The organism is Cryomorphaceae bacterium 1068, from assembly GCA_027214385.1.
Lineage (GTDB): Bacteria > Bacteroidota > Bacteroidia > Flavobacteriales_D > Cryomorphaceae > JAKVAV01.
On record JAPVXR010000005.1, the window covers coordinates 175768 to 198619 of the forward strand.

The following is a 22852-nucleotide window of genomic DNA, read 5'->3' on the forward strand; positions in this document are numbered from 1 at the left end:
TGGCGTAACTCTTGTTAATTTTCGGTTCTTTGCCCTATGATAAGTGCATTGTTTACGCAGTTATGTGTTTGGTGGTTCAAATTAAGTGGATGGGGTTTCAAAGGAACAATTCCTGCAGACAAAAAGCAGTATGTCCTTGTAGTGGCTCCTCACACCAGCAATATTGATTTTTTCGTAGGGGTGGCAGCGAGAAAACTACTCAAGATCAACGTGAAGTACTTGGCAAAAAAGGAACTATTTAAATTCCCATTTCGTGGTCTTTTCTTGGGGCTCGGTGGCTATCCAGTTGATCGATCAAAGAATAATTCATTGGTAGATCAGGTCGTTGGGTTCTTCAATGGCTCCGACGATTTTGCTCTTTGTGTTACTCCTGAAGGAACCCGTCAAAAGACGGACACGTTGAAGACCGGGTTTTATGTCATGGCGCAAAAAGCAAAGGTGCCTATTGTTCTGGTTGGGTTCGATTTTGCCTTGAAAAAGGTAGTAATCAGTGAGTTTTTTGAGCCCGCCGGGAATATGGAAGAGGATTTGAACCATATGCGGGAATTTTTTGAAAAGATTACTCCCAAGCACCCCGAACTGACCATGTATCAACAATCTTGATCAAAATTAGGTTGCAGAAATTCAGGCTGTTATAGACGTATCGGTTTTTGCAAGGCCATTTTATCAACATGGATTTTTTATTCACATTACGCATATGTTAGCATCGTGTTGAGTACTTTTAAAGCATACTTAATGTTTAAGTAACACGAACTTGAAACCAGTGTCTCTCTCGGAGACAGATTTCTTTAACCCAATAAATCACTTTGCAATGGATAGATACGACAGTCTTATTTTGGAAATCATACAGGAGCACAAACGACAGACGACAGACAAATCCAAAATTAGGTTGCGGAGCTTAGAGACAAAGTTTTGGAAGGAAGTAGAATCTCATTCAGATTTGAGCTTAGGCCAAGGACGAGTGGGAGAGAGGATCACCAATTTATACCTGAAAGGACTTATTGAAAACAAAGGTGGGTATGGTTTGACCCGAAAGGGAAGAGCTCAGTTGGAGACTGCTAACACCCACGCTTAACACGCATAGATACTAGCGCATTTCGAGGCTGTCCTTTATAGGGCGGCCTTTTTCATTTCTCATACCTTTTCTATCCATCGATTATTAACAGTCGTTTATAAGTGTTGTGAATAGCTTGTGAGAAACACCACCAATGAATTTCTTGCTATTCCCGTATCCATTCCTACCTTAGTGTCAGTCAACGAAGAGATAGTTGGTTTACCAAGCGAGGTAAGACTTTCGTTGAAGTAGTTGAAAGTGAGAAATCACTGCTTTAATTAGCTTTTCGACTGGTCTGCGATACATGATGAAAGGGTTTGACTTCGGTGAAATCTGAAACGATTAAGTTCGCAAAAGTCATTATCAGAAGGAGTAATCCTGCGAAGGATGTCTCCGATAGACATTTTCTCTTTTGAAAGAAGTGCGCTTTGAAATCTACGGATAGAGAAGCACCCATAACACTTCCTATGCGGCCTGGCCATTGGCGAAGTCGCGATAAAGAAGAAATCTTCGATTGAAGTTAGATCATGGCTCTTAGGGGCATATGTGAAATTAATGAACTGTTAGTTGGCCATTGAAAAAGGCTAAGGCTTTTTTGAATGAGGCGGAACAAAGATTCTTTGTTCCGCCTTACTGTTTTATAGCCCCTGATACTTTCCACGCTTTCTTGTGAATAAGTGGGTTTTGCATTCGGCTCAACCCGAGCTGATGCTTCTACCTTTAAAGCAGATAATGATCTAGATGGCTACACGAAAAACCACCCCTACCAAAGGTAAGAGCAAGAAAATTTTTGTACTTGATACCTCCGTCATTCTATACGACAGCAATGCGATCAAGAACTTTGAGGAGAATGACATAGCCATTCCGATTCAAGTATTGGAAGAGCTCGATAATTTTAAAAAGGGAAACGAGACCGTAAACTTCGAAGCGAGGGAATTTATCCGATTTGTAGATGATATAGCCAAAGAGAAACTGATCAATGATTGGGTTCCTCTAAATGGAAGAACAACGGGTAATTTTAAAGTAATACTTCACACACAAAAGAGCCGGATTAATTCTGAAACCGTTTTTGACGATAGCAAATACGACAATAAAATTCTCGATTGTGCTTTGAGTCTTAAGGATGAAAATCCCGATAAGAAGGTGATCTTGGTATCTAAGGATATATGCCTCAGGCTTAAAGCAAAAGCACTTAACCTTGCCGCGGAGGACTATGAGACCGGAAAGGTGAAAGATGTCAAAACGATAGATCAGAGACATCTTCAAGTCGATAAGGCAAGTGAAGCGTTAATCGATAAGCTTTATGCTGCGGGTATCGGAGATCCCAAGCAACTGAAGAAAAAGAAGCTATATGCCAATCAGTATTTTATTCTAAAGCACAGAAGCAAGTCAGTGCTTGCGCATTATAACAAGGACGAGTCGATTCTAGAACGCGTAAAGGATGAAGAAGCTTATGGAATAAAGGCATTGAACGCAGAGCAGAGCTTCGCTTTGAACGCTTTAATGAATCCATCGATAAAACTGGTTACTATTCAAGGTATGGCAGGTACAGGAAAGACGCTCCTCGCTCTTGCAGCTGCGCTAGAACAGCGTTCCGATTATCGCCAAATTTTCGTTGCCAGACCGGTCATCCCTTTGAGCAATAGAGATTTGGGGTATTTGCCGGGAGATATCAAGTCAAAACTTGATCCTTATATGCAGTCGCTTTGGGACAACTTGAATTTTATCAAAGGGCAATTCAAGCCGACTGATAGGAATTACAAGCGCATTGAAACCATGTTAGAGACTGAAAAAATTGCCATTTCACCTTTGGCTTATATCCGTGGTAGAAGCTTGGTAAAGATTTTCTTCATCATTGACGAGGCTCAGAACTTGACCCCACACGAAATTAAAACCATTATTTCCAGAGCGGGTGATGATACCAAGATTGTCTTCACCGGTGATATTCATCAAATTGATACACCATATCTTGATGCTCAAAGTAATGGTCTATCGTATTTGATAGACAAAGTAAGAGATCATCCAATCGCCGCTCATATTGCTCTTCAGAAAGGAGAGCGGTCCGAATTAGCTAACGTTGCCAACGAATATTTATAATCATGAAAAAAAGTCTTGTCCTATTCGCAATCATGGGTATTTTTGCTGCTTGCACGGAAAACAATACACCTCAAAAAACTGAGGAGCCTGCTGAAGTGCAACCTGAAAAATTAATCGAAGAAGAAACTCCTGAACCTATACCTATGGAATACGTCGTAATTGAAACCAATAAAGGAAATATTAGCCTAGAGCTAGACCCCAATAAAGCACCTATTACGGTTGCTAATTTCATGGCTTATGTGGATGCCGGCTTTTATGACAATACTGTATTTCATCGTGTAATCGATGGATTTATGATTCAAGGCGGAGGCTTCACAGACGAAGGAGATAGAAAAGAGACCAGAGACCCAATCATATTGGAAAGCGAAAACGGTCTCAAGAATGACGTAGGCACCATTGCCATGGCACGCACAAATGCACCAAACAGCGCTACTGCACAGTTTTTTATTAATCTGAAGGACAATGGATTTTTGAATTATGCACCGGGAAATGCAGGATATGCTGTTTTTGGTAAGGTTACCTCAGGAATGGACGTTGTGAATGAGATTAGAAAAGCTGAAACAACTGTGAAGAAAGGCATGAGTGACTGGCCGGAAGAGGAAGTTATCATGACAAAAGTCTATCGAGAATAAAAGTTTCTTGGTTATTTCGCGTTTCCTTTAGAAACAGCTCAATGAAATACCTTCTGCTCTTTCTTTCGCTGACAGCCACTTTCGGAGTGGTGTTGGCTCAAAATTCTTTTCCTGCCGTTACGACAGAAACCATTCATGGCGAAACAGTTAATGTACCTGGAGCTTTTGAGGGAAGCTTTGTTCTAATAGGGGTAGGGACGGGCAAAAAAGCAGAAGATGACCTCAAAACTTGGCAAGTACCCATTTACAACAAGTTCATAGCCAAAACAGGACTTATGGACGGTTTGTATGATGTAAAAGTTTGTTTTCTTCCCCTTTTTACCGGAGCCATGAAAATGGCCAAGAACCAAGTGGTCCAAAAGCTGCAGGAGAACAATGAGAAGCTAGTACTAGATCATGTTTACGTCTATTCAGGCGAGCGCGAACCTTTCATTGATTTCGGAATAGAAGATAAAAAGCAGCCCTATTTCTACCTTTTAAATCCCAAGGGGGAGATCGTTTGGAAAGGGGTAGGTGCTTTTAAACAGTCCTATTTTGATAGGATGGAAGAAATTCTTTCTCAATAAAAAACCCGACTGATCAGCCGGGTTCTAATATTTCAATCGATGATTACTGCATCGGGAAACTTTTCTTTCCAGAACTCATACTTAGTCATATCTCTGACAGTAATTATCGTTTTATGATCAAGTCTAACTTTTATCTTTGGCTTGAGTTCCTTTATCTTATCTGTTTTCTTTCGTCTTGCCATTTGAACTATCTTTATCTTAATAACGTGTTAATAACCAACATGTTTTTGGATTTACCAAAACTTTAACAACTTTTTAAGTATTAATCATTCTTTTTGAAAATATAACTTCCCTTTTCAGCACCCCATACTTGGTTTCCTTCTTCATCATAACCTCTGTCCCAGCTTTCTAAAACACCCTTTATAATCTTAACTTCAGAGGTGGCATAACTCGCACCTCGAAGGCTGCTTTTGCATGTTCCTTTATTTGTACTTCCTGAATATTGAAAACCATCATAATTAAGAAAAACGGCGCATCCATCTTTGTACTTTAGGTCAAACTGATCCATTTCCGCGAATGGTGAAACATCTTTCCAGGCACCTATGAATTTTTCTTCTTCTGGAATCATATAAATATCACTGCTAAATTGACCGTCTCCCATTTCTCTAACAAAGTAAACTCTTTGCCGGTATGGTTCATCAGGGGTAGAAGCTAAGGCCTGCTCAACATAGACCCATGCTCCTGTTTTCTTTTCAGGCCATATGCGCGTCATTTTTAAGCTGATATCAAAATAGGCCGAATCTTCAGCTGCTTGCTCAGCACTGGAAAACTCACCCGTCATCCATTGGAGTAGCTGATTGAAGTCTTCGCTTTGTTCTTGACTAAAACCAAACGATACACAAAGAATTAATAATGCCGAGATTGCACTCTTTTTCATTACTTAGTATTTTCAGTAGTTCGGAAAGATAACAAAAGAGACGACAATGAATGAGTTGGTTCTAGGTGTGTTTTGGATGATTTATTACGTTATGCACAGTGCTATGGCTACTTCGCGATTTAAGCTATATCTGAAGCTGACGGTCCCTACTTTTTATCCATACTACCGATTCGTTTATTCTACGTTTGCTTCTGTTAATTTTCTGCTCCTTCTTTGGTTACACCTCATTGTATCGTCAGAATCGATCTTCGATACGGGCAATTTGCGATTCGCAGGTTACGCCTTCTGTTTGGCTTCAGCAATAGTTCTGGCTATTGCCGGTAAAGCCTATGGCTCGGGATTTCTTTTTCGAGAGGAGAAGAATAAGTATTTGATTCGATCGGGACTAAACGCCTATGTTCGACATCCGCTTTATTTCGGAATACTCCTTTTTCTAGTTGGTATTTTTTTGATTGCACCCAATTGGAAAAACCTGGTCTTTGCGGTGATTAGCACGCTCTACTTAATCGTTGGGACTTTGCTAGAAGAACGCAAGCTAATCGATGAATTTGGCGAAGAATACCTGAATTACCGTAAGGAAGTGAAAATGCTAATCCCTTGGGTTTTCTGAGTCAAAGTCGATCGAAACCGAATTAACACAGTACCGCAATCCCGTCTCAGTGGGTCCGTCATTGAATACATGCCCCAAATGGCTTCCACAATTTCCGCAAAGTATTTCTGTACGAATCATACCGTGAGTTGTATCTCTTTTGGTCACCACGGCATTTTCGCTTACCTGATTATCAAAGCTCGGCCATCCGCAGCCTGACTCAAATTTACTCTCCGAAGTGAAAAGCTCGTTGTCGCAGGCACGGCACTTATACAAGCCATCTTTAAAGTGAAGATTGTATTTACCTGTAAAAGCTCTTTCAGTTCCTTTTTCTCGAAGAACTCGAAACTCTTCTGCACTTAACTCTTTTCTCCAGTCTTCCTCAGACTTGTCAACTTTATATTCCATGTTTTAGTAACACTTTGCTAGCGTCGAGGTTTATTCCTATTTCCACTGAACTTTTTTCGTTTACCCTTAAATGGTCTCTTGCCTTTGCTTCGCCCTGCAGAAGGGTTATAGGTAAAGCTATTGCCAACCTCCTCAGGAACGGGCTGCTTTCTAATTTCGCTACCTATCAGGGCTTCGATTCTGGAAAATTTCTGCTGCTCGTCAGGTGAAATGAATGTGATCGCCATCCCCGTTGAGTCGGCACGGGCTGTTCTACCCACTCGATGCACGTAATCTTCTGCTTCATCAGGTACGTCGTAGTTGATGACAAGCTTCAGTTCCTTTACGTCAATTCCACGCGATACAATATCAGTGGCAACGAGAACTTGTACTTTTTTAGCTTTGAACTTTCGCATGACTTCTTCTCGCTCAGTTTGAGCCAGATCACTATGCATTTCCTCAATATGAAGCGGGGTAGACTTCAGGCGTCTGGCTATCTGCTTCACATTGTTTTTTGTCCTTGAGAATATCAGTACACCTTCCAGCCCTTCTTTGTCGAGCAAGTTTTTGATCAGCTTAGGTTTATCATCAGGATACACCATGTATGCCACTTGAATTACCCCTTCCGCGGGTTTAGAAAGGGCTAAGGTGATTTCATCGGGATTGTGCAGAATGCTCTTTGCTAAATCCCTGATTTTTGGAGGCATAGTGGCTGAGAACATAAGGTTCTGTCTTTTTTCCGGAAGGAAGGAGACAATGCGATTCAAGTCTTCCACAAAACCCATATCGAGCATTCGATCAGCTTCATCAAGAATTAGAAACTCCAGATTTTTCATATTCATGTAGCCCATGTTCAAATGGGATATGAGCTTTCCCGGAGTGGCAATAACCATATCTGTTCCCGATTCGAGCGCTTTTTTCTGTTGATTGAAGTCGGCACCGTCACCTCCACCATAAAGTGCGATGGAACTGACATCAGCGAAGTAAGAAAGTCCCATAACCGATTGGTCAATCTGTAAAGCCAGTTCTCTAGTAGGCACGATCACAAGGGCTCGGATGGAGTTGTCATCACGCCGATTGGACATCAATCTTTGCAATACGGGCAAAACAAATGCTGCGGTTTTACCTGTTCCTGTCTGCGCACATGCTATGAGATCCTTATTGTTCAGAACCTTTGGTATTGCCTCTTCTTGAATAGGAGTGGCTTTCTCAAAACCCATAGCGTCCAGGCCCTGCAATAGTTCTTCTCCTAATCCTAATTCTTTAAATGTTGCCAAACTGAATATTTTAAAATTACCAAGTTATAATAATTAGGCGTTTCTCACTGTGTTGTTAACTTTGCCGCCGTTTCAGAGAATACACTATTCTGACAAATGATAGCATTACTTTCACCAGCAAAGAGTCTCGATTTTGAGTCAGTTCCGCCTTATGAAAAAAGATCAGACTTGATCTTTGCCAAAGAAGCGGAATATTTAGCAAATAAGCTCAAGAAGTTTTCAGCTAAAAAATTGAAAACCATGATGAGCATCAGCGATGACTTGGCCCAACTCAACGCCGAGAGATATGCTCATTGGACTTTACCCTTTACGAATGATAATAGTAAACAGGCTGTATACTCGTTTAACGGCGATGTCTATCAGGGTTTAGATGCCACTGCACTATCCAAAGTTGAAATGGACTACGCTCAGGATCACCTAAGGATACTTTCGGGGCTCTACGGTGTCCTGCGCCCGCTTGATAGTATTCAACCTTACAGGCTGGAAATGGGTACTTCTTGGGCGATCACTCCTAAAAAGAATAGCCTTTACAGGTATTGGAAATCAACGGTTACTGATCGATTGAAAGAGGATATTGAAACGGTCGATGCCAAGTTTATCCTCAATTTAGCCTCTCAAGAGTATGCTAAAGTCATAGATTTTAAAAGCGTAGATCTGCCGATCATAGCGCCTGACTTCAAAGAAGAGCGTGGCGATAAGTTTCAAATGATCTCCTTTTTTGCTAAAAAAGCAAGAGGCTTAATGGCGAAATATGCCATCGAAAATAAAATTACTAACCCTGAAGAACTAATGGGTTTCGACTACGAAGGCTATCACTTCAACGAAGCACTATCGGATTTATCTAAAAACAAATGGGTGTTTACCCGCAAATACGAATCAAATCAAATCAAGAAATGACGAAAGCAATAAAAAGAATCGGTTTTTTCGCAGGAGTTTTGATCCTTCTGGGGTCGGGAGCTTGTGCCCAAAAGAATAGTGGGAGCGCAGGAGCTGCTGTTTCTCTAGACAATGAAATGGACTCAATTTCTTACATCATGGGAGCCAGTTTGGCTGCCAATATCACTCAAGCCAATATAGAAGGAGTCGATTTAGACCGATTGATGATGGGTGTTAAGGACGGAATGGAAGGAGATTCCAATTTGGTAATTAACATGAACGATGGTAATCAGTACATCATGGCTTTTATGCAGAAAATGCAGGCTGAAGCTGCTGAAGCTGCAGTAGCAGAGGCGCAGGCTTTTATTGATGAGCAAGAAGCTACAGGTGAATACCAGAAAATGGAGAATGGCATCCTTTACCAAGTTATTGAGGCGGGTGATGGTCCGATGCCTGCTGTTACTGATGTGGTAAAAGTGAACTATGAAGGCACCAATAAGGAAGGTGATGTTTTCGATAGTAGCTACGAAAGAGGTACACCGGCTGAGTTTCCGTTGAACCGTGTGATCAAAGGGTGGACTGAAACACTTAAGATGATGCCTGTAGGTAGCACTTGGAAAGTAGTAATTCCTCCTGGATTGGCATATGGAGAGCGTGGTTCGCCCCCTAAGATTGGTCCGAACGAGCCTCTTACATTCAAGATTGAATTGATTGAGATCGTAGAGAAATAATGCTCTTCGAAAACATAAACTTTCTTCTCCACGAAAGAGGGGCTCCCTCTCTTTCGGGAGAAGATTTTTTAGCTTTAAATCCCGATGAACTATGGGATTTGGTATCTCAGTTGGGATACCCCTTCGAGACGCTGAATCAAATTGATTTGGCCAAGCGCGTCGAATTGGCCAAATCAAAATCAATTAAACTCGTCGTTCTAGACGTTGATGGTGTTTTTACTGACGGTGGATTGTACTATTCATCTGATGGGGAGGATGCCAAGAAATTTAACGTGAAAGATGGCATGGCCATAAAGAAGGCCGCAGACAAGGGGCTTGAATTTGGAATCATCAGTGCTTCGTCAAAGTCGGAGGTTGTGAAAATCCGCGCTGAAATTTTGGGAATACAAAACGTTTACGTAGGTACTACTCCCAAACTCGAAATACTTGAGTCTTGGCTTTACCAAAAAGGTATAGGCTTTGAAAATGTAGCTTATATCGGAGATGATATCAACGATGTTCCTATTTTGGAAAAGGTAGGGTTGGCCGCAGCGCCAAGAGATGCTGTTCTGCAAGCAAGGCAAGCCGCTCATATTGTGACGCAGCGCGGTGGCGGAGAGGGGTGCATTAGAGAATTAGTCGAAGGTTACCTCATATCTATTACCGACTAAATTGGATTAATAGGATGTTAAATAGATGAATATTAGTCTCGTCTTAGCATACTCTGCTTTTCTTCTTTCTCTTTTTTCTTCTCCTCAATAAAGTCGTGCTTTTCAGCGACGTTGGCCGTTTTTTGGTCGAATTCCAATTGAAGATCATCCGCTTCTGATTGCCGTTCCGAGATTCGCTTTTCGTATCCGTTCAGCTCCTTTTCTATGATCTTTGGATCGTTCATCTCCATCTGTCGCTGTAGTTCATTCATTTGAGTTTCCAGGCTTTCAGCCTTCGAGGTGTACTCAGTAAGTTGGGTTGTGGCTTCTGTCTTCAGCTCAGTATATTTCTCTATAGCCTTCTCGTGCTTTTTCGCATTTTTCGTGTGCCCACTTACCGTTTTTTCAATGTCTTTATCTTTCGATGCGTGTGCTTTCTTAGCATCAATACCAAGTGAATCCGTATTGGTGGAGCGATGTTGACTCAAGTTGGTTTCAGCATCTGATCTTGATTTTTGTGCAATGGCTGCTTCCGATGTAGAAGCACTGATTTTTTCTTCTGATTTGGAGATAGTCTTTTCCGCCTTTTTTTTACTCTTTTCAGCTTTGCTGAACTCCTTTTTTAAACTTTTGTATTCTGCTTTTTTGCTTGGGTAATCAAAAGCATCGGCGGAAGCTTTTATACTATCTCTTCTTTCTTCAAGTAAGCTTACATCCCTTTTTGCTTGCTCCAGTTCAGGCCTTACAGTAGACAATGACTTTTCGATTTTTTCAACCTCTTTGATTTGATCTTTGATCAGTTTGTCAAGGTCTTTAATCTCCGATTTGATAACAGATTTATCTTGTTTCTCATTCTCTTGAGCTGAAACGCCAAGAGTTAAAAGACTGATAAGAAGGAGAATAGCTATTCTTTTCATTTCGATCGATTTGGTTAATCCAACGAGCGAAAGATATGCAAAAGTTCGGTCTTTAACGTCTCATTTTTATCCTTGGCATACCAGCTATGAATGACTTCAGCGAACTTATCAAAGGGAAGCTTTTCGTGATCCAAAAGATCTTTGTATTCCATTACCATTTTTTGGACAGGGAGAGGTCTGGGGCCCCAAACAAAAAGTTCATTCCCTGTACTTTCATCAAAAGCAATAAACTTGGGAATACTTCTGGAACCATTGGTTAGATACATGTCCATGAAGTCAATATTTTCATCTCGATAGACCAGTCGCATTTCTACATTTGATGCTTGTTCTGCTAATTGGGCTATGAAAGGGATGTTTTGTGCCGCGTCTCCACACCATGCTTCCGTAATCACGACCCAAACCATTTTATTCCCTTGCGCTTCAACCAGGCGAACTAATTCATCGTCCATGATGATGGTTTTATTAAGTCGAGCCATTCTACGAAAGTTTAGATGGGTGTAGTTGACCAAACTTTCAGACTGATTCTGACCAGAAGTTGCTTTCTTATTAACCATATCGCTCACTTTTCGTACATATTGATCGTAGGTCAGGGCATTTTCAGGTAGAACTTTCAATGAATTGTTCATGTTTGCAAGGTACATTTGTATGCTAAACGACTACAGTACATCTTTGTTTTGATAATAAGCCATTGGATCTATACAATTCCACTATTGCTGATCGCCATTTACGTGGGGGTCTGCATTTTTTATTATGTCTTTCAAGAACGTTTCATTTTTGTGCCATTGGGCACATTAAGGGAAGATTTTCCGATAGAACTGGGAACTGACTTCAGTGAAGTATTTTTGGATGGGGTAGAAGGTGGGCGCATACATGCCTTGCATATTAAAGTAGCTAACCCAAGAGGTTGTATTCTGTATTTCCATGGTAATACCGGGCACATTACTCGTTGGGGACCGATTGCTGAAGAACTCACATCTTTTGGTTTTGATGTATTAGTTCCCGATTACAGAGGCTATGGGAAGAGCCACGGAATAAGATCACAAGAGACACTTTGTGCTGATGCATTGCTTTGCTATGATTATCTAAAAAAGAGTTATCCCGAAAATATGATTTGTCTGTATGGCCGTTCGCTGGGTTCTGCCATGGCTTCTTGGCTGGCAGGTAGGACAAACTCAGGCGGTGTCATTCTAGAAACACCGTTTAACAATCTTCGAGATGTGGCAGCCTACCACACAAAGATTATTCCTGTCGGTGTTTTGTTGAAATATGGTTTTCGAAACGAGCTTCATTTAAAACACTGCAAGTCACCCATCTTAATTGCTCACGGAACAAAGGACATTATTGTTCCTTACCGTTGTGGATTTTCACTCTTTAAAACTGCGAAGCCACTAGCAGAGATGGTGACGATTCCCGGAGGACACCATAGCGATTTAAATGGTTATCCACTTTTCAGAGAAAAACTGCAAGCATTCTTTGATAAGTACTTTTTTGAAAAAGAAGAAGAGGAATAAGCTTCTTGGAAGCTGATATCTATTCAAGTATGAACTTGATAACGTGCTCTTTTTCTCCTCGAATTTGAGCCAAGTAGAAGCCCTTATCCAAATGATAAAGAGATAGGTGATTACGACCTTCGTTCAATTGACCTTGATACACAACTCTACCTTCTACTGAAATTACAGTGATTTCAGCGCGATTAGCTCCGGTAAAGTCGATGTTTAGATCGCCATAGCTTGGGTTTGGAAACAATGAGGCTTTTTCATCCTGAACATTATTTTCTTGAGCTACCAAGCCTGAAGGTGAGCAAAGTAAACTGAAAAAGTTCCAGATCTCAGCGCTCGCGCTAATGTCTTGATTGGTGGGTTGGAGGAAGTCTAGGAACGGAACAGGAGGTGCTCCGGGCCATGTATGCCCCCCGCCATCTACCCTGTAGAATCTTGCCTTTAAACCACCATCACAATCCGATACCTCGGCCCCTTGAACAGAAGAAAAGTCGGTGACAGGTGCATTTGGAATGCTGAAAGTGGAAACGGATTGGCAATCATTGATATTATTCCATGTTCTAAAGATTTGTTCGACTGGAAAGAAATTACCAAAAGTGGCTGCTGCAATATCGCCACCATTGTAGGGAACTACTAAATCTGAAGTACCATGAATTTCCAAGAAAGGAACAGGAATATTTCCCTGACAATTGGAAATGAAATTCGTAGTAACCGTTCCCGTAACCGATGCAAAAGCCTTGAATACATCGGGTCGCTCGCAACCCAAATAGTAGCTCATCATTCCTCCGTTTGACATTCCACAAACGTATGTGCAGTTTTCATCTAGATCATAAACAGTTTGAAGATCTCCTGCGAGATTGCTCAAGAAGCCGACGTCATCAACTGACTCCAGCGGAAACTCGATATTCCAAAACTCCGTGCCCGATAAGTCCTGCGTTCCTTGTGGATAACAAACTGCAAAGCCGTTGGCATCGGCTATATCGTTCATTCCATAATTGTCTATAATGCCCGCCGCTGTTGAGGTGTAGCCGTGAAGAACGAATACAAGTGGGGATCCGGGTGCTATGTTATCAGGTAGGTAAAGGAAGTAGCTTCGGTCTTCTCCATCGTGTATAAAGGTGAGCTCAGATAGTTGACCAAATCCCGAAAGGGCTGTAATCAAAAAGGCAAAAATGAAAGACAGTTTTTTCATGGCTTGAAGTGATTGTTGGTGGGGCAAGTTCTTCTTTTAGATTTGGAATACCAAATCACGAGTCTCGCTTGTGCTTCCATCTGCGGTGGCTCCAAAGCCACCATTCCGGTTCTGCAATGATGCGCTCTTCAAGCGCTCTGACGTGCTTTTCTGTAATGGCATACTCGGGTTCACTTTTCGGATCTTCGGAAATAAGCTTAAACTCAATTTCATAGTGGCCACGACTCACTTTCCGAATGTCGAAGAATACTATGGCCATATCGAGCTTCCTGGCTATTTGTTCTGCTCCTAAGAAAATGGGCGTTTCCTGACCTAGGAATGAAGTCCAATATTTGATTTTTGACTTTTGGGGACTCTGGTCTGCGAGGAAGTAGGTCATGGTCACTTCACCATTGTCCTTTTCAGTTTTTAGTTTTCTATAGCTGTCTTTGGTTGAAATCATATGAACTCCATATTTGGAGCGTAGTCCGTTAATGAGCTGATTGAAGTATGGATTTTTCAAAGGCTTGTGGATGGCCCATACCTTGTGTTGTACCTCAGTTGGAAGTAGTGAAAGCCATTCCCAGTTTCCGTAGTGCCCCAAAACCCCTGCTACACTCTTTCCTTTGCCGTGTAGCTCATTGAGGAGTTCGGGGTTTTTAAAAACATACCTCGGCTTCAATTGCTTGGCAGATCGATGCAATGGATAAAACCATTCGATAAAGCTATCTCCTAAATGGCGGTAGAACCTCTTTTCTATTTGAATAATCTCCTCTGTAGGCTTCTCGGGAAAGGAGTTCGTGAGATTTGACCTTACAATATCCTTTCGGTATCCGATCACTCGGTAGGCCAAGAGGTAGAACAAATCACCGATTATAAATAAGGCTCTTAGAGGTAACCATGTGATGGTCCAAAGAAAAATATACGCAACGGCATAACCTAGAAACTGCATAAGGGCAAAAGTAGCATAGATGCAGGATTAAGTTGGTATTTTTGGCGGAAAGCCAGAGACTATGCCAGCTAATAAATATGCCCTCTTGCGCTACCGCATCATTGATCGGTGCATCAGCAATAAGTTTAACCCATACCCGAACAAAGAAGATTTGCGGGAGGCGTGTGAAGAAGAGTTGTATGGTTCAGGTGGTGATAGGATTTCTGCCAGTACGATAGACAAGGACCTCTACGCCATGAGAAACGAGTCGAATCTGGGATACTTCGCACCTATAGCCTATAGCAAGGTTGAGAAAGGTTACTACTACGAAGACCCGGATTACAGTATTGATGAGATGCCACTCAACCAGGAGGACATTGAAGCGATTGAGTTTGCAGCGAATACATTGGCTCAGTTTCGTGGAATTCAGCTTTTTGAATCTTCAGGAGATGCGATCGATAAAATTTTAGGGCGGCTGAGCCTGAGGCCTACCGAAGGTCAAAACATTGAGCAGTATGTGCAATTCGAGACAGCTCCCGAATACAAGGGATCGGCTCACCTTAAGGTACTTTTGAAAGCTATCAAAGATCGAAAAGCCGTGAGCTTTGAATACCAAAAATTTTCGGGAGAACCATCCCGCCTATACCGCATTCACCCATACTTGCTTAAGGAGTATCGAAACCGTTGGTATGTGATTGGATTTAATCCTCAAAAAGATGCTACGGTAGTCTTTGGATTGGATAGGGTAGTAGGTGAGGTAAGCCAGACTGATGAGTCGTTTAAGCGTCGCTCTGATTTTGACTCTGATCGATATTTTAAGCATAGCTTGGGTATAACCGCCTTGGATGAAGAACCCGAAAAAATCGTGATGCGGTTTTCGCCCCTTTCAGGAAAATACGTTGAAAGCCAGCCTTGGCACTCATCACAATCCCTGCGTAAACAAACATCGACCTATACCGAAATTGAGTTGTTTCTTTGTATTACAAGGGAATTGGTCATGCAGATATTGAGCTTTGGCAGTGATGTCCGAGTACTGTCTCCTCTGAAACTTCGAGAGATGGTTCAGGAGACCTTGAAAGAGGGGCTAAAGAGTTATTCGGACCAATAGCATTTTACAACTAGAACCTGTTCCTTCATACCCGACTCTAGCTAAATCCTAACAATACTCACGTATGGAACTATTTGGCTTTCGAAATTCTAGAGGATTTATCGGAAATAGGGCTTTTTGAAACCGTGTAGTATTTCGATTCTGATTTGTCATATAAATCAACTAACTTGTTCTCACGTTTTTAACCATTTATAACTAATCACCACCGCTTAATCGGTGGCAAATTATTTCCTGATGAAGATTTTACTTCGACTCACTTCGGTGATGCTCTTTACAGCATCTCTCACCTCACCATTACTATTAAATGCTCAAGACTGGCTCACATTTGATGTGGAAACTGACGAGCGCCTGACACTTTCTTCTGTGGCCGCTTCAGACGACGAGGAAAAAGATTTTGCCGTAGGTGACTTGAACAACGATGGTCTTGCCGATGTGATCTGTGTGCGAAAAGAACCTTTTTCTGATCCTGAAGAGCCCGCAAAAACTGCCCTTTTATTGATCAACCAGAATGGAGTGTTGGTAGATGAGACGGCGTCAATGGCTCCTGGCTTTATTAGTACGCCCACTTTTGGTAGACATGTGATTGCGCACGACATGGACGATGACGGTTGGCTCGATGTCATCATTGCCAATACGTTTGAACAACAACCCATGTATTATGCTAATCTTGGTGAAGATGGTAATGGCGACTGGCTCGGGCTTCAGGATCAAAGTGCAACTCGATTCCCCCTCTTGACTGAAGACGATATTCTAATGTGTGCAGTTCAAGCGGGAGATTTGGATGGAGACAACGATGACGACCTGTACTTCGTGAACTACAAACAGGGTGGGGGATCAGCTAAAGATTTCTTACTTATCAATGATGGAAACGGAAACTTTACCAATGAGAGTCAGTCACGACTCGGAGATTTAAGAAATTCAGCATTCGGTACGGCTGTAGAACTAGAGGATATGGATGGTGATTCTGACTTAGATATTGTAAAAGTATCTACCCTTTTTCAAGTCACACCTTTCAACGATAATGGAGTATTTGTCCTCTTCAACGATGGTACGGGAAACTTTACCAATTGGCAAAATGTTGCGCCGTTTTCCCCATATATGATTAGTATAGACGACTTTGATGGTAATGGGTTCAATGATGTTTTTGTAGTTGATGACGGCCAGGACTATATTATTCAAGTCACCGGAGCTGTAGTTGATGTGAGTTGCACTACTACGAGAATTGATGTTGTTAATGGTTCAGGAGGCTTTGGTGGAAATGTTGAAAAGGCCGACTTGGATTTGGATGGTGATATGGATCTCATCGTAAGTGATGTGGATGTGGACATTCCTCCATGCAACTCAGGTCGAGAGTTGAAAATCTTACGAAACAACGGAGGTACATTCACCCAAATGTTCAATAATGATTTCCAAGCATGGGCAACCAATAGCTACGATATAGCAATTGCCGATTTCAATGGAGATGGCTTATTTGATTTTATTAATGGTAAGTGTGAAGGTTATGAAGTTGTCATGAACAATTCTTGTGATATTGTTCAGGGTGCTGCAGATTTTGACAACGATGGTTTGCCCGATGCGTGCGATCCATGCCCGACAAACCCTGACCCAGGTTGTGCTCCATCTACTGAGTTTCCTGTAGTTGATACCAATTTAGACATCGCCCGTCAATGGAATGAGATGCTTCTTGCTTCCATTCGAAGAGACTTTGCAAGACCAACGATGCACGCACGAAACTTATTCCATCACTCCATCGCGATGTGGGATATTTGGGCCGTTTACTATGAGGGATGTCCTTATCTGCTTGGTCAAGACCGAAATGGATTCGTTTCACCTTTTACGCCTTTCCCTCTTCCGGCGGATAAAGAGGCTGCAGTGAGAGAAGCGATCAGCTATGCCTCATATCGATTACTTTCTCATCGTTTCCAAAATGCTCCGAATGCCTCTTTATTGCAACAGGGCTATGATGCCCACATGGCTACTCTAGGTTACAACACCTTGTTCACACTTACTGATTATAGCGGTGGATCGGCAGCCGCCTTGGGAAATTACATCGCTCAGGAAATAATTGATTTTGGCTTGCAAGACAACTCAAATGAGCAGAATGGTTATGAGAATGAGTTTTATCAAGCAGTAAACCCAGCCTTGAGTGTCGAAGATCCAGGCAATCCATTGATCGCTGATATGAACAGGTGGCAACCGCTTATTCTAGAGATTTTTATTGATCAAAGTGGAAATGAAATTCCCGGAGCGGCCCTAGACTTCCTTTCACCGGAGTGGGGGCAAGTGGATCATTTTGCTCTGGATGATGATCAATCCAATACATTCCAAAGAGACGGATTTGACTACAAGACTTTTCTAGATCCGGGAAGTCCCCCTCAATGGTCGGTAGACGGATCAGGTCAAACCGACCTTTACAAATGGTCATTCATGACAACGTTGTTATGGTCTTCGCACCTTGACGCAACCGATGGGGTCATGTGGGATATCTCTCCTGCATCCATTGGTAATAGAGGTCCACTACCCATTGATTTTTCGGAGCACCCTGGTTTTTACAATCACTTGGATGGAGGAACCACTAGTCCCGGTCATTCAATCAACCCTTCAACAGGACTGCCTTACGAGCCTAATATGGTTCCTCGCGCAGACTACGCGCGAGTTCTTGCTGAATTCTGGGCTGATGGACCTGATTCAGAAACGCCTCCCGGACACTGGTTCTCCATATTTAACTATGTGACCGATCATCCCGACGTAGAGTATAGAATTGAGGGGGCGGGTCCTGAAATTTCTGAAACGGAGTGGAGTATTAAAGGGTACTTCACCCTTGGAGGAGCCATGCACGATGCGGCAGTTGCTGCTTGGGGTGCAAAAGGTCGTTATGACTTTATCAGACCAATTTCTGCAATCCGAGCAATGGCCGATTTAGGTCAGAGTTCTGATGCAGGTTTACCGAATTACCATGCAGGAGGACTTCCTCTCGAACCTGGATTTGTCGAACTGGTTCAGGCGGGTGATCCCCTTGTAGGAGATTCAAATGAAAATCTCAATAAGATCAAGGTAAAGGCTTGGCGAGGGCATAAGGTGATCGACAATGTGGATACGGATGTGGCAGGAGTGGATTGGATTTTAGCGGAGGATTGGGTTCCTTATCAGCGTCCATCTTTCGTAACACCTCCTTTTGCCGGTTATGTATCGGGTCATTCCACTTTTTCACGAGCTGCAGCTGAAGTTTTAACAGCCTTCACAGGAGATGCCTTCTTCCCCGGAGGAATGGGGACTTTTCTTGCTCCACAAGATGAGTTTCTTGTATTTGAAGATGGGCCAAGTGTCGATGTAGAATTGGAATGGGCCACCTACCGAGATGCAGCGGATGAGTCTGGTTTATCAAGAATTTGGGGTGGAATTCACCCACCGGCTGACGACATTCCCGGAAGGTCAATGGGAATCGTAATTGGTGTTGATGCCTTCAACCGGGCACAGTCCTTTTTTACTGACTGTGCTGCACCGGCTACTTGTGATGAAGCACCGGTTAACCTTGACTCTGAACTCCAACAATTTGGTATTTGGTTGAGTTGGGATCCAATCCCAGGTACCGTAGGGTGTCGAATTAACGGGCGTGTTTTGGGAGCTTCAGGTTCTAGAAATATCAATATCCTTATTCCTGAAGCAAGTTCATACTTTGTATCCTACAATTCTGTCCAACCAGCTACTTCTTATGAGTGGAAAGTGCAGTGCGCCTGTCAGCTAGAACCTTTAGAACTTACCCCTTGGTCTGTTACTGAAGTCTTTACGACTGGATCAGGTACGACTGAAGATCAAGAAGATCAAATCTTTGGTGAATCAGCTACTTTCAATATGTATCCTAACCCAACCAATGGAGAGGTAAACTTACACGCTTCATTCGAAATGGATAAAATCGAAGTGTATGATATGATGGGTAGGAAAGTGAAGAGTGAATTAATAGGTGGAATTGTAAATTATCGGATCAACCTAAACGAATTGGCTCAAGGGACATATATTATAAAAGCTTCTGACTCGTATAATGTGGTAACCAAATATATTTCAGTCGCAAGTGGAGATTAAGCCAAGGCCATCTTTTCTAGGGTTCGTTTTTCTCTTTGGCTGATTAACAAATATTAAGTGTTTTCCTTTTTTATTTAAAGGAGTTCTGTATTTTGATGCGGTGAAACTTTCTGAAAATACCGTGCGAGAGATAGCCGATTGGCTTCAATGTGGATTAGAGTGTTGGATCCATAAGTTGAAAGGTACTATGTATTTCTTACCTAATTTGGACGATCCTTATTTCGATCCTTCTCAATGGGAAGAAGTTCTCACTTCAGTGCAAGGCCACGAAGAAGAGTATTTGGTTTTCCAAACGATGGATAGCTCCCACTCCTATAGAATAATGCAAGATTTCGCAAGTTCACTAACAGATAGTCCGATACGCGCAGACTTGGAATATGCACTTTCCGGACCCAGACCATTTCACAATTTTAATTCAAGATTGGCTCATTCTGTTCTCAGAGAAAAATGGGCTGACTTCAGATTTAATGCCCATATGGACTGGGTGAAGTCTCAGGTCAATTGTTATGACTTGGTTTGCTAAACTGAAGCAAACTGATTCCGGATTGAGTAGTTTTGGAATAAGTCGATCGAACTGGTTTTTCATGTTTAGCTTAGTTAATAATTGATACCTCAAGCAAAAGATTTCTATCAATATTTCAAAGGTTGCTATCGACTTGATTACCGAGAGTTCTTTGTTGAAAACGTACTATCCCGGAAGTATCCTTTTAAATGGTTCGTAAACGGAGAAGAAGAGCTATTAACGGAAATACTTCCGATAATACCTTACAACAATAAGAAGGTAGCTGATTTAGAGAAAGAGCTTGCCCTTTATCAGATTGAAAAAACTCTATTTTATGGTGTTTTCTTTGTGCTTGGAGAAAGCAGAAACCCACTGATTAAGGACAAAAGAGTATGTGCGCCTCTTTTTCTATTTCCAGCCACAATTGAAACTTTAGATGATGAAAAGTATCTCTCTATAGACAGGGATGCATTCCAATTAAATCGGGCAGTTCTCGAATTATTCGATGCTGCAGATTCACAAAACTCAAAAGATCAGTTTGTTTCTGAAATCTCTGAGTTGTTGGAAGAGTCCAATCCTGATTTTATTCGATTACAGTCAATAGTAAACAAGCATTTTTTTAATGTTCATACTAAAGAACTATTGATGACACCGAGGGTCTGGTCCGAATCTAGCATTAAGAATCACTTGAAAACAACCTCTTACTCAGAAGGAAACTTCAAAATTGTTCCGGCAGCGGGAACAGTCTTAGTTAAGAAATCAGAGTCCTCACTCAAGGTGCTCGATGATCTTAGCGGCATGGCTGAAGGCAATAAGTTTAATGTTGGTTTCCAAAACCTTCTATCCGGAAAAAATGAGCGCGCGCCTGTAAATTCGAGCATCTATAAATCCAGACTGAATACTGATCAATATCAAGCTCTTCAAAATGCTTATCGCTTTGAGAATTCTGTAGTTGTCGGCCCTCCAGGAACGGGGAAGTCATACACCATTACAAATATTGTTTCTGACGCTGTGATAAATGAACAGTCTGTATTGGTTGTATCGAAGACCAAACAGGCTGTAGAAGTGCTTCGATCCATGCTTGAAGACGATTTCAAGCTCAAAAAATATTTGATTCATACAACCGGGAGAAACCACCGTGTGAGCTTGAAAGCAAAGATTCGAAGATATATGAGTGGTATCGTTGCACCTCTTTATATTTCATTAGAGTATAAAAAAATTCAGAAGTGGTTTACACGTTTGACTGAGCTGCAGATTAAGTTTGAAAACTTAGTAAGCCAAGAATTAAAACTTTCAGATCTTTCCTTCAACTCCGAGCTTAATCTCTTTGAAAAGTGGCATAGATTTTACCTGAATGCAACCGTAGCAGGAAGTACCCGAATATGGGATGTTTTTCATGAGATTGAGGAACTTACAGGAAAATTAGAAATAGCCGTTAGCTCTTATACAAAGGGGAAAATTCAATACAATATTCGTCACTTTGCGGATCTCTTCAGAACCGATCTTTCCATTTTTTATGATGCCCTTGATACCAATAGTTTCAGTCAGTATAAGCGCACATTAGCAAAAGTAAAGCACGCTAATATTCTGAAAGTCTTCCCGATTTGGCTAGCTAATTTATCTGAATTGAATTCAGTGCTTCCTTTGCAACAAGAATTGTTTGATTTGGTAATTATCGACGAGGCGACACAATGCGATATTGCCTCTGCTTTACCTGCTATTTATAGAGCAAAGCGGGTAGTTATCGTGGGTGATCCTAATCAACTTCGTCACTACTCATTTGTCTCAAAAGCGAGTCAAAGAGAAATGCGGAATAAATACAACCTACCTGATGATAAGATTTACGATTATCGAAATAGAAGTATACTCGATTTATACCTTTCAAAAGTATCAAGTCAAGATCAAGTCAGTTTTTTAAGAGAACATTTCAGATCTACCCCGTCCATTATTGAGTTTAGTAATCAACAGTTTTATGGGGGTCAATTGCAAGTTCTGAAATCGACTCCGAGACATACTCACAACAGTCAAATAAGGCTAGTTAGAACTGCCGGTACCCGAAATGACCAAGGGATTAATAGAGTGGAGGCCAACGAAATCGTGTCGCGCCTAAAAGAGCTCATGCGTGATAAAGAGGAGCTACAGTTGGTTCCCTCAATTGGTGTGATATCACCTTTTTCTGCTCAAGCAAGACACATCAATCAGCTCATTAGAGATAACTTTGAAATTGAGCAAATCAAAAAGTTTGATTTATTCTGTGGCACACCGTATAATTTTCAAGGCTCTGAAAGAGATGTGGTTTTTCTTTCGTTTTGCGTTTCAGATGATTCTCACCCTTCGGCATTTATCCATCTCAATAAACCTGAAGTAATGAATGTGGCTATAACAAGAGCGAGATCATATCAATACGTAGTTACTTCTGTTGATGTCAACGTGTTGAATACAAGAACTCTACTTTTTCAATACCTTCGATTTATTGACGGTTTCGTTCACTACAATTTGGAGAACAAAAGCTTGGATCGTTTTCAGAAAGAGGTAACTGCTGCGTTAGTCGAGAAAGGTATCGATGGTGTGAGGTCTGGGTATCCTCTGGCAGGAAGTGTTTTGGATCTGCTAATCAGTCAGAACGGAAAAAACGTATTTATCGATTTGATTGGATATCCGGGTAGTTTCAAGTCTGCATTCAGTATAGAAAGGTATAATACACTTACTAGGACAGGGCTGATCTGTTTTCCTCTGCACTACAGCTTTTGGCAGAAAGATCAAATGGGAGCAATAGAATTGATAGAAAGTTTGCTACATAATTAGTCAGGTACTTAATTTTCTGATGGGCATATATCAGGGTACTTTGAAAGGTTTGCTCAACGGATATTGCATTTTTTCTCCGATGAAAAACCTTTTTCTTGTTGACATAGATTCAATCTGCATAGCT

General features: G+C 41.6%; 22 protein-coding genes. 14 read left to right on the plus strand and 8 right to left on the minus strand.

From position 1 onward, the window contains the following. The first annotated feature begins 36 nt into the window (after positions 1-36). The 5 genes from O3Q51_09135 to O3Q51_09155 all read left to right on the plus strand — a co-directional run bounded on the left by O3Q51_09135 (position 37) and on the right by O3Q51_09155 (position 4349). A complete protein-coding gene (locus O3Q51_09135) occupies positions 37-603 on the plus strand; it encodes a 1-acyl-sn-glycerol-3-phosphate acyltransferase (GenBank protein ID MCZ4408970.1) in 567 nt (188 codons plus the stop codon). 208 nt (positions 604-811) lie between these two features. Further along, complete coding sequence (locus O3Q51_09140) at positions 812-1075, plus strand: hypothetical protein (GenBank protein MCZ4408971.1); 264 nt, start codon at positions 812-814, stop codon at positions 1073-1075. A gap of 720 nt (positions 1076-1795) precedes the next feature. Next, positions 1796-3151, plus strand: a complete 1356-nt coding sequence (locus O3Q51_09145; protein ID MCZ4408972.1) for a PhoH family protein — start codon at positions 1796-1798, stop codon at positions 3149-3151. 143 nt (positions 3152-3294) lie between these two features. Continuing rightward, entirely contained in the window at positions 3295-3783 is a 489-nt protein-coding gene (locus O3Q51_09150; protein ID MCZ4408973.1) for a peptidylprolyl isomerase, read from the plus strand. Positions 3784-3824: 41 nt separating this feature from the next. Then, positions 3825-4349 (plus strand): hypothetical protein, encoded by a 525-nt coding sequence (locus tag O3Q51_09155; GenBank protein MCZ4408974.1) that lies wholly within the window; start codon positions 3825-3827, stop codon positions 4347-4349. A gap of 32 nt (positions 4350-4381) precedes the next feature. Here the strand turns inward: O3Q51_09155 and O3Q51_09160 are convergent, their stop codons facing one another. After that, positions 4382-4531, minus strand: coding sequence for a hypothetical protein (locus O3Q51_09160; GenBank protein MCZ4408975.1), 150 nt, complete (start codon positions 4529-4531; stop codon positions 4382-4384). Between the two features lie 80 nt (positions 4532-4611). Then, positions 4612-5226, minus strand: coding sequence for a chromophore lyase CpcT/CpeT (locus O3Q51_09165; GenBank protein ID MCZ4408976.1), 615 nt, complete (start codon positions 5224-5226; stop codon positions 4612-4614). A gap of 46 nt (positions 5227-5272) precedes the next feature. On the opposite strand from O3Q51_09165, the gene O3Q51_09170 reads away from it, so the two are divergent. Continuing rightward, positions 5273-5836 (plus strand): isoprenylcysteine carboxylmethyltransferase family protein, encoded by a 564-nt coding sequence (locus tag O3Q51_09170; GenBank protein ID MCZ4408977.1) that lies wholly within the window; start codon positions 5273-5275, stop codon positions 5834-5836. Here the strand turns inward: O3Q51_09170 and msrB are convergent. Together msrB and O3Q51_09180 are read right to left on the minus strand one after the other, a co-directional pair. After that, complete coding sequence (gene msrB, locus O3Q51_09175) at positions 5816-6223, minus strand: peptide-methionine (R)-S-oxide reductase MsrB (GenBank protein MCZ4408978.1); 408 nt, start codon at positions 6221-6223, stop codon at positions 5816-5818. The genes O3Q51_09170 and msrB overlap by 21 nt on opposite strands. A gap of 17 nt (positions 6224-6240) precedes the next feature. Continuing rightward, a complete protein-coding gene (locus tag O3Q51_09180; protein ID MCZ4408979.1) occupies positions 6241-7479 on the minus strand; it encodes a DEAD/DEAH box helicase in 1239 nt (412 codons plus the stop codon). A 96-nt stretch (positions 7480-7575) separates the two neighbouring features. On the opposite strand from O3Q51_09180, the gene yaaA reads away from it, so the two are divergent. The 3 genes from yaaA to O3Q51_09195 are packed head-to-tail and all read left to right on the plus strand — an operon-like array spanning position 7576 to position 9736. Beyond that, positions 7576-8376, plus strand: coding sequence for a peroxide stress protein YaaA (gene yaaA, locus O3Q51_09185; protein MCZ4408980.1), 801 nt, complete (start codon positions 7576-7578; stop codon positions 8374-8376). Next, positions 8373-9086, plus strand: a complete 714-nt coding sequence (locus O3Q51_09190; protein MCZ4408981.1) for an FKBP-type peptidyl-prolyl cis-trans isomerase — start codon at positions 8373-8375, stop codon at positions 9084-9086. Before yaaA ends, O3Q51_09190 begins: the two co-directional genes overlap by 4 nt. Then, a complete protein-coding gene (locus O3Q51_09195) occupies positions 9086-9736 on the plus strand; it encodes an HAD-IIIA family hydrolase (protein MCZ4408982.1) in 651 nt (216 codons plus the stop codon). Before O3Q51_09190 ends, O3Q51_09195 begins: the two co-directional genes overlap by 1 nt. 32 nt (positions 9737-9768) lie before the next feature. Here the strand turns inward: O3Q51_09195 and O3Q51_09200 are convergent, their stop codons facing one another. Next, positions 9769-10632 (minus strand): hypothetical protein, encoded by an 864-nt coding sequence (locus O3Q51_09200; protein MCZ4408983.1) that lies wholly within the window; start codon positions 10630-10632, stop codon positions 9769-9771. A 14-nt stretch (positions 10633-10646) separates the two neighbouring features. Further along, positions 10647-11258: a thioredoxin family protein gene (locus O3Q51_09205; protein ID MCZ4408984.1), complete on the minus strand. Its 612-nt coding sequence runs from the start codon at positions 11256-11258 to the stop codon at positions 10647-10649. An 84-nt stretch (positions 11259-11342) separates the two neighbouring features. Between O3Q51_09205 and O3Q51_09210 the strand changes: the two genes are divergently transcribed. Further along, entirely contained in the window at positions 11343-12143 is an 801-nt protein-coding gene (locus O3Q51_09210) for an alpha/beta fold hydrolase (protein MCZ4408985.1), read from the plus strand. Between the two features lie 19 nt (positions 12144-12162). Here the strand turns inward: O3Q51_09210 and O3Q51_09215 are convergent, their stop codons facing one another. Continuing rightward, positions 12163-13323 (minus strand): T9SS type A sorting domain-containing protein, encoded by a 1161-nt coding sequence (locus O3Q51_09215; GenBank protein MCZ4408986.1) that lies wholly within the window; start codon positions 13321-13323, stop codon positions 12163-12165. 55 nt (positions 13324-13378) lie between these two features. Then, entirely contained in the window at positions 13379-14254 is an 876-nt protein-coding gene (locus tag O3Q51_09220) for a lysophospholipid acyltransferase family protein (GenBank protein MCZ4408987.1), read from the minus strand. A 61-nt stretch (positions 14255-14315) separates the two neighbouring features. On the opposite strand from O3Q51_09220, the gene O3Q51_09225 reads away from it, so the two are divergent. The 4 genes from O3Q51_09225 (at position 14316) to O3Q51_09240 (ending at position 22728) form a co-directional block, all read left to right on the plus strand. Then, entirely contained in the window at positions 14316-15341 is a 1026-nt protein-coding gene (locus O3Q51_09225) for a WYL domain-containing protein (GenBank protein MCZ4408988.1), read from the plus strand. A 234-nt stretch (positions 15342-15575) separates the two neighbouring features. Beyond that, positions 15576-19421, plus strand: coding sequence for an FG-GAP-like repeat-containing protein (locus O3Q51_09230; GenBank protein MCZ4408989.1), 3846 nt, complete (start codon positions 15576-15578; stop codon positions 19419-19421). A 100-nt stretch (positions 19422-19521) separates the two neighbouring features. After that, positions 19522-19944 carry a UPF0158 family protein gene (locus O3Q51_09235; GenBank protein MCZ4408990.1) on the plus strand — a complete coding sequence of 141 codons (423 nt, stop codon included), beginning with the start codon at positions 19522-19524 and terminating at the stop codon, positions 19942-19944. A gap of 81 nt (positions 19945-20025) precedes the next feature. Continuing rightward, a complete protein-coding gene (locus O3Q51_09240) occupies positions 20026-22728 on the plus strand; it encodes an AAA domain-containing protein (protein ID MCZ4408991.1) in 2703 nt (900 codons plus the stop codon). Positions 22729-22852: the final 124 nt, after the last annotated feature.

Excerpts from the sequence above, each read along its gene's own strand:
- O3Q51_09135 (MCZ4408970.1), top strand. The coding sequence starts at position 37 with ATGATAAGTGCATTGTTTACGCAGTTATGTGTTTGGTGGTTCAAATTA.
- O3Q51_09140 (MCZ4408971.1), top strand. The coding sequence starts at position 812 with ATGGATAGATACGACAGTCTTATTTTGGAAATCATACAGGAGCACAAA.
- O3Q51_09145 (MCZ4408972.1), top strand. The coding sequence starts at position 1,796 with ATGGCTACACGAAAAACCACCCCTACCAAAGGTAAGAGCAAGAAAATT.
- O3Q51_09150 (MCZ4408973.1), top strand. The coding sequence starts at position 3,295 with ATGGAATACGTCGTAATTGAAACCAATAAAGGAAATATTAGCCTAGAG.
- O3Q51_09155 (MCZ4408974.1), top strand. The coding sequence starts at position 3,825 with ATGAAATACCTTCTGCTCTTTCTTTCGCTGACAGCCACTTTCGGAGTG.
- O3Q51_09160 (MCZ4408975.1), bottom strand. The coding sequence starts at position 4,531 with ATGGCAAGACGAAAGAAAACAGATAAGATAAAGGAACTCAAGCCAAAG.
- O3Q51_09165 (MCZ4408976.1), bottom strand. The coding sequence starts at position 5,226 with ATGAAAAAGAGTGCAATCTCGGCATTATTAATTCTTTGTGTATCGTTT.
- O3Q51_09170 (MCZ4408977.1), top strand. The coding sequence starts at position 5,273 with ATGAATGAGTTGGTTCTAGGTGTGTTTTGGATGATTTATTACGTTATG.
- msrB (MCZ4408978.1), bottom strand. The coding sequence starts at position 6,223 with ATGGAATATAAAGTTGACAAGTCTGAGGAAGACTGGAGAAAAGAGTTA.
- yaaA (MCZ4408980.1), top strand. The coding sequence starts at position 7,576 with ATGATAGCATTACTTTCACCAGCAAAGAGTCTCGATTTTGAGTCAGTT.
- O3Q51_09190 (MCZ4408981.1), top strand. The coding sequence starts at position 8,373 with ATGACGAAAGCAATAAAAAGAATCGGTTTTTTCGCAGGAGTTTTGATC.
- O3Q51_09195 (MCZ4408982.1), top strand. The coding sequence starts at position 9,086 with ATGCTCTTCGAAAACATAAACTTTCTTCTCCACGAAAGAGGGGCTCCC.
- O3Q51_09200 (MCZ4408983.1), bottom strand. The coding sequence starts at position 10,632 with ATGAAAAGAATAGCTATTCTCCTTCTTATCAGTCTTTTAACTCTTGGC.
- O3Q51_09205 (MCZ4408984.1), bottom strand. The coding sequence starts at position 11,258 with ATGAACAATTCATTGAAAGTTCTACCTGAAAATGCCCTGACCTACGAT.
- O3Q51_09215 (MCZ4408986.1), bottom strand. The coding sequence starts at position 13,323 with ATGAAAAAACTGTCTTTCATTTTTGCCTTTTTGATTACAGCCCTTTCG.
- O3Q51_09220 (MCZ4408987.1), bottom strand. The coding sequence starts at position 14,254 with ATGCAGTTTCTAGGTTATGCCGTTGCGTATATTTTTCTTTGGACCATC.
- O3Q51_09225 (MCZ4408988.1), top strand. The coding sequence starts at position 14,316 with ATGCCAGCTAATAAATATGCCCTCTTGCGCTACCGCATCATTGATCGG.
- O3Q51_09230 (MCZ4408989.1), top strand. The coding sequence starts at position 15,576 with ATGAAGATTTTACTTCGACTCACTTCGGTGATGCTCTTTACAGCATCT.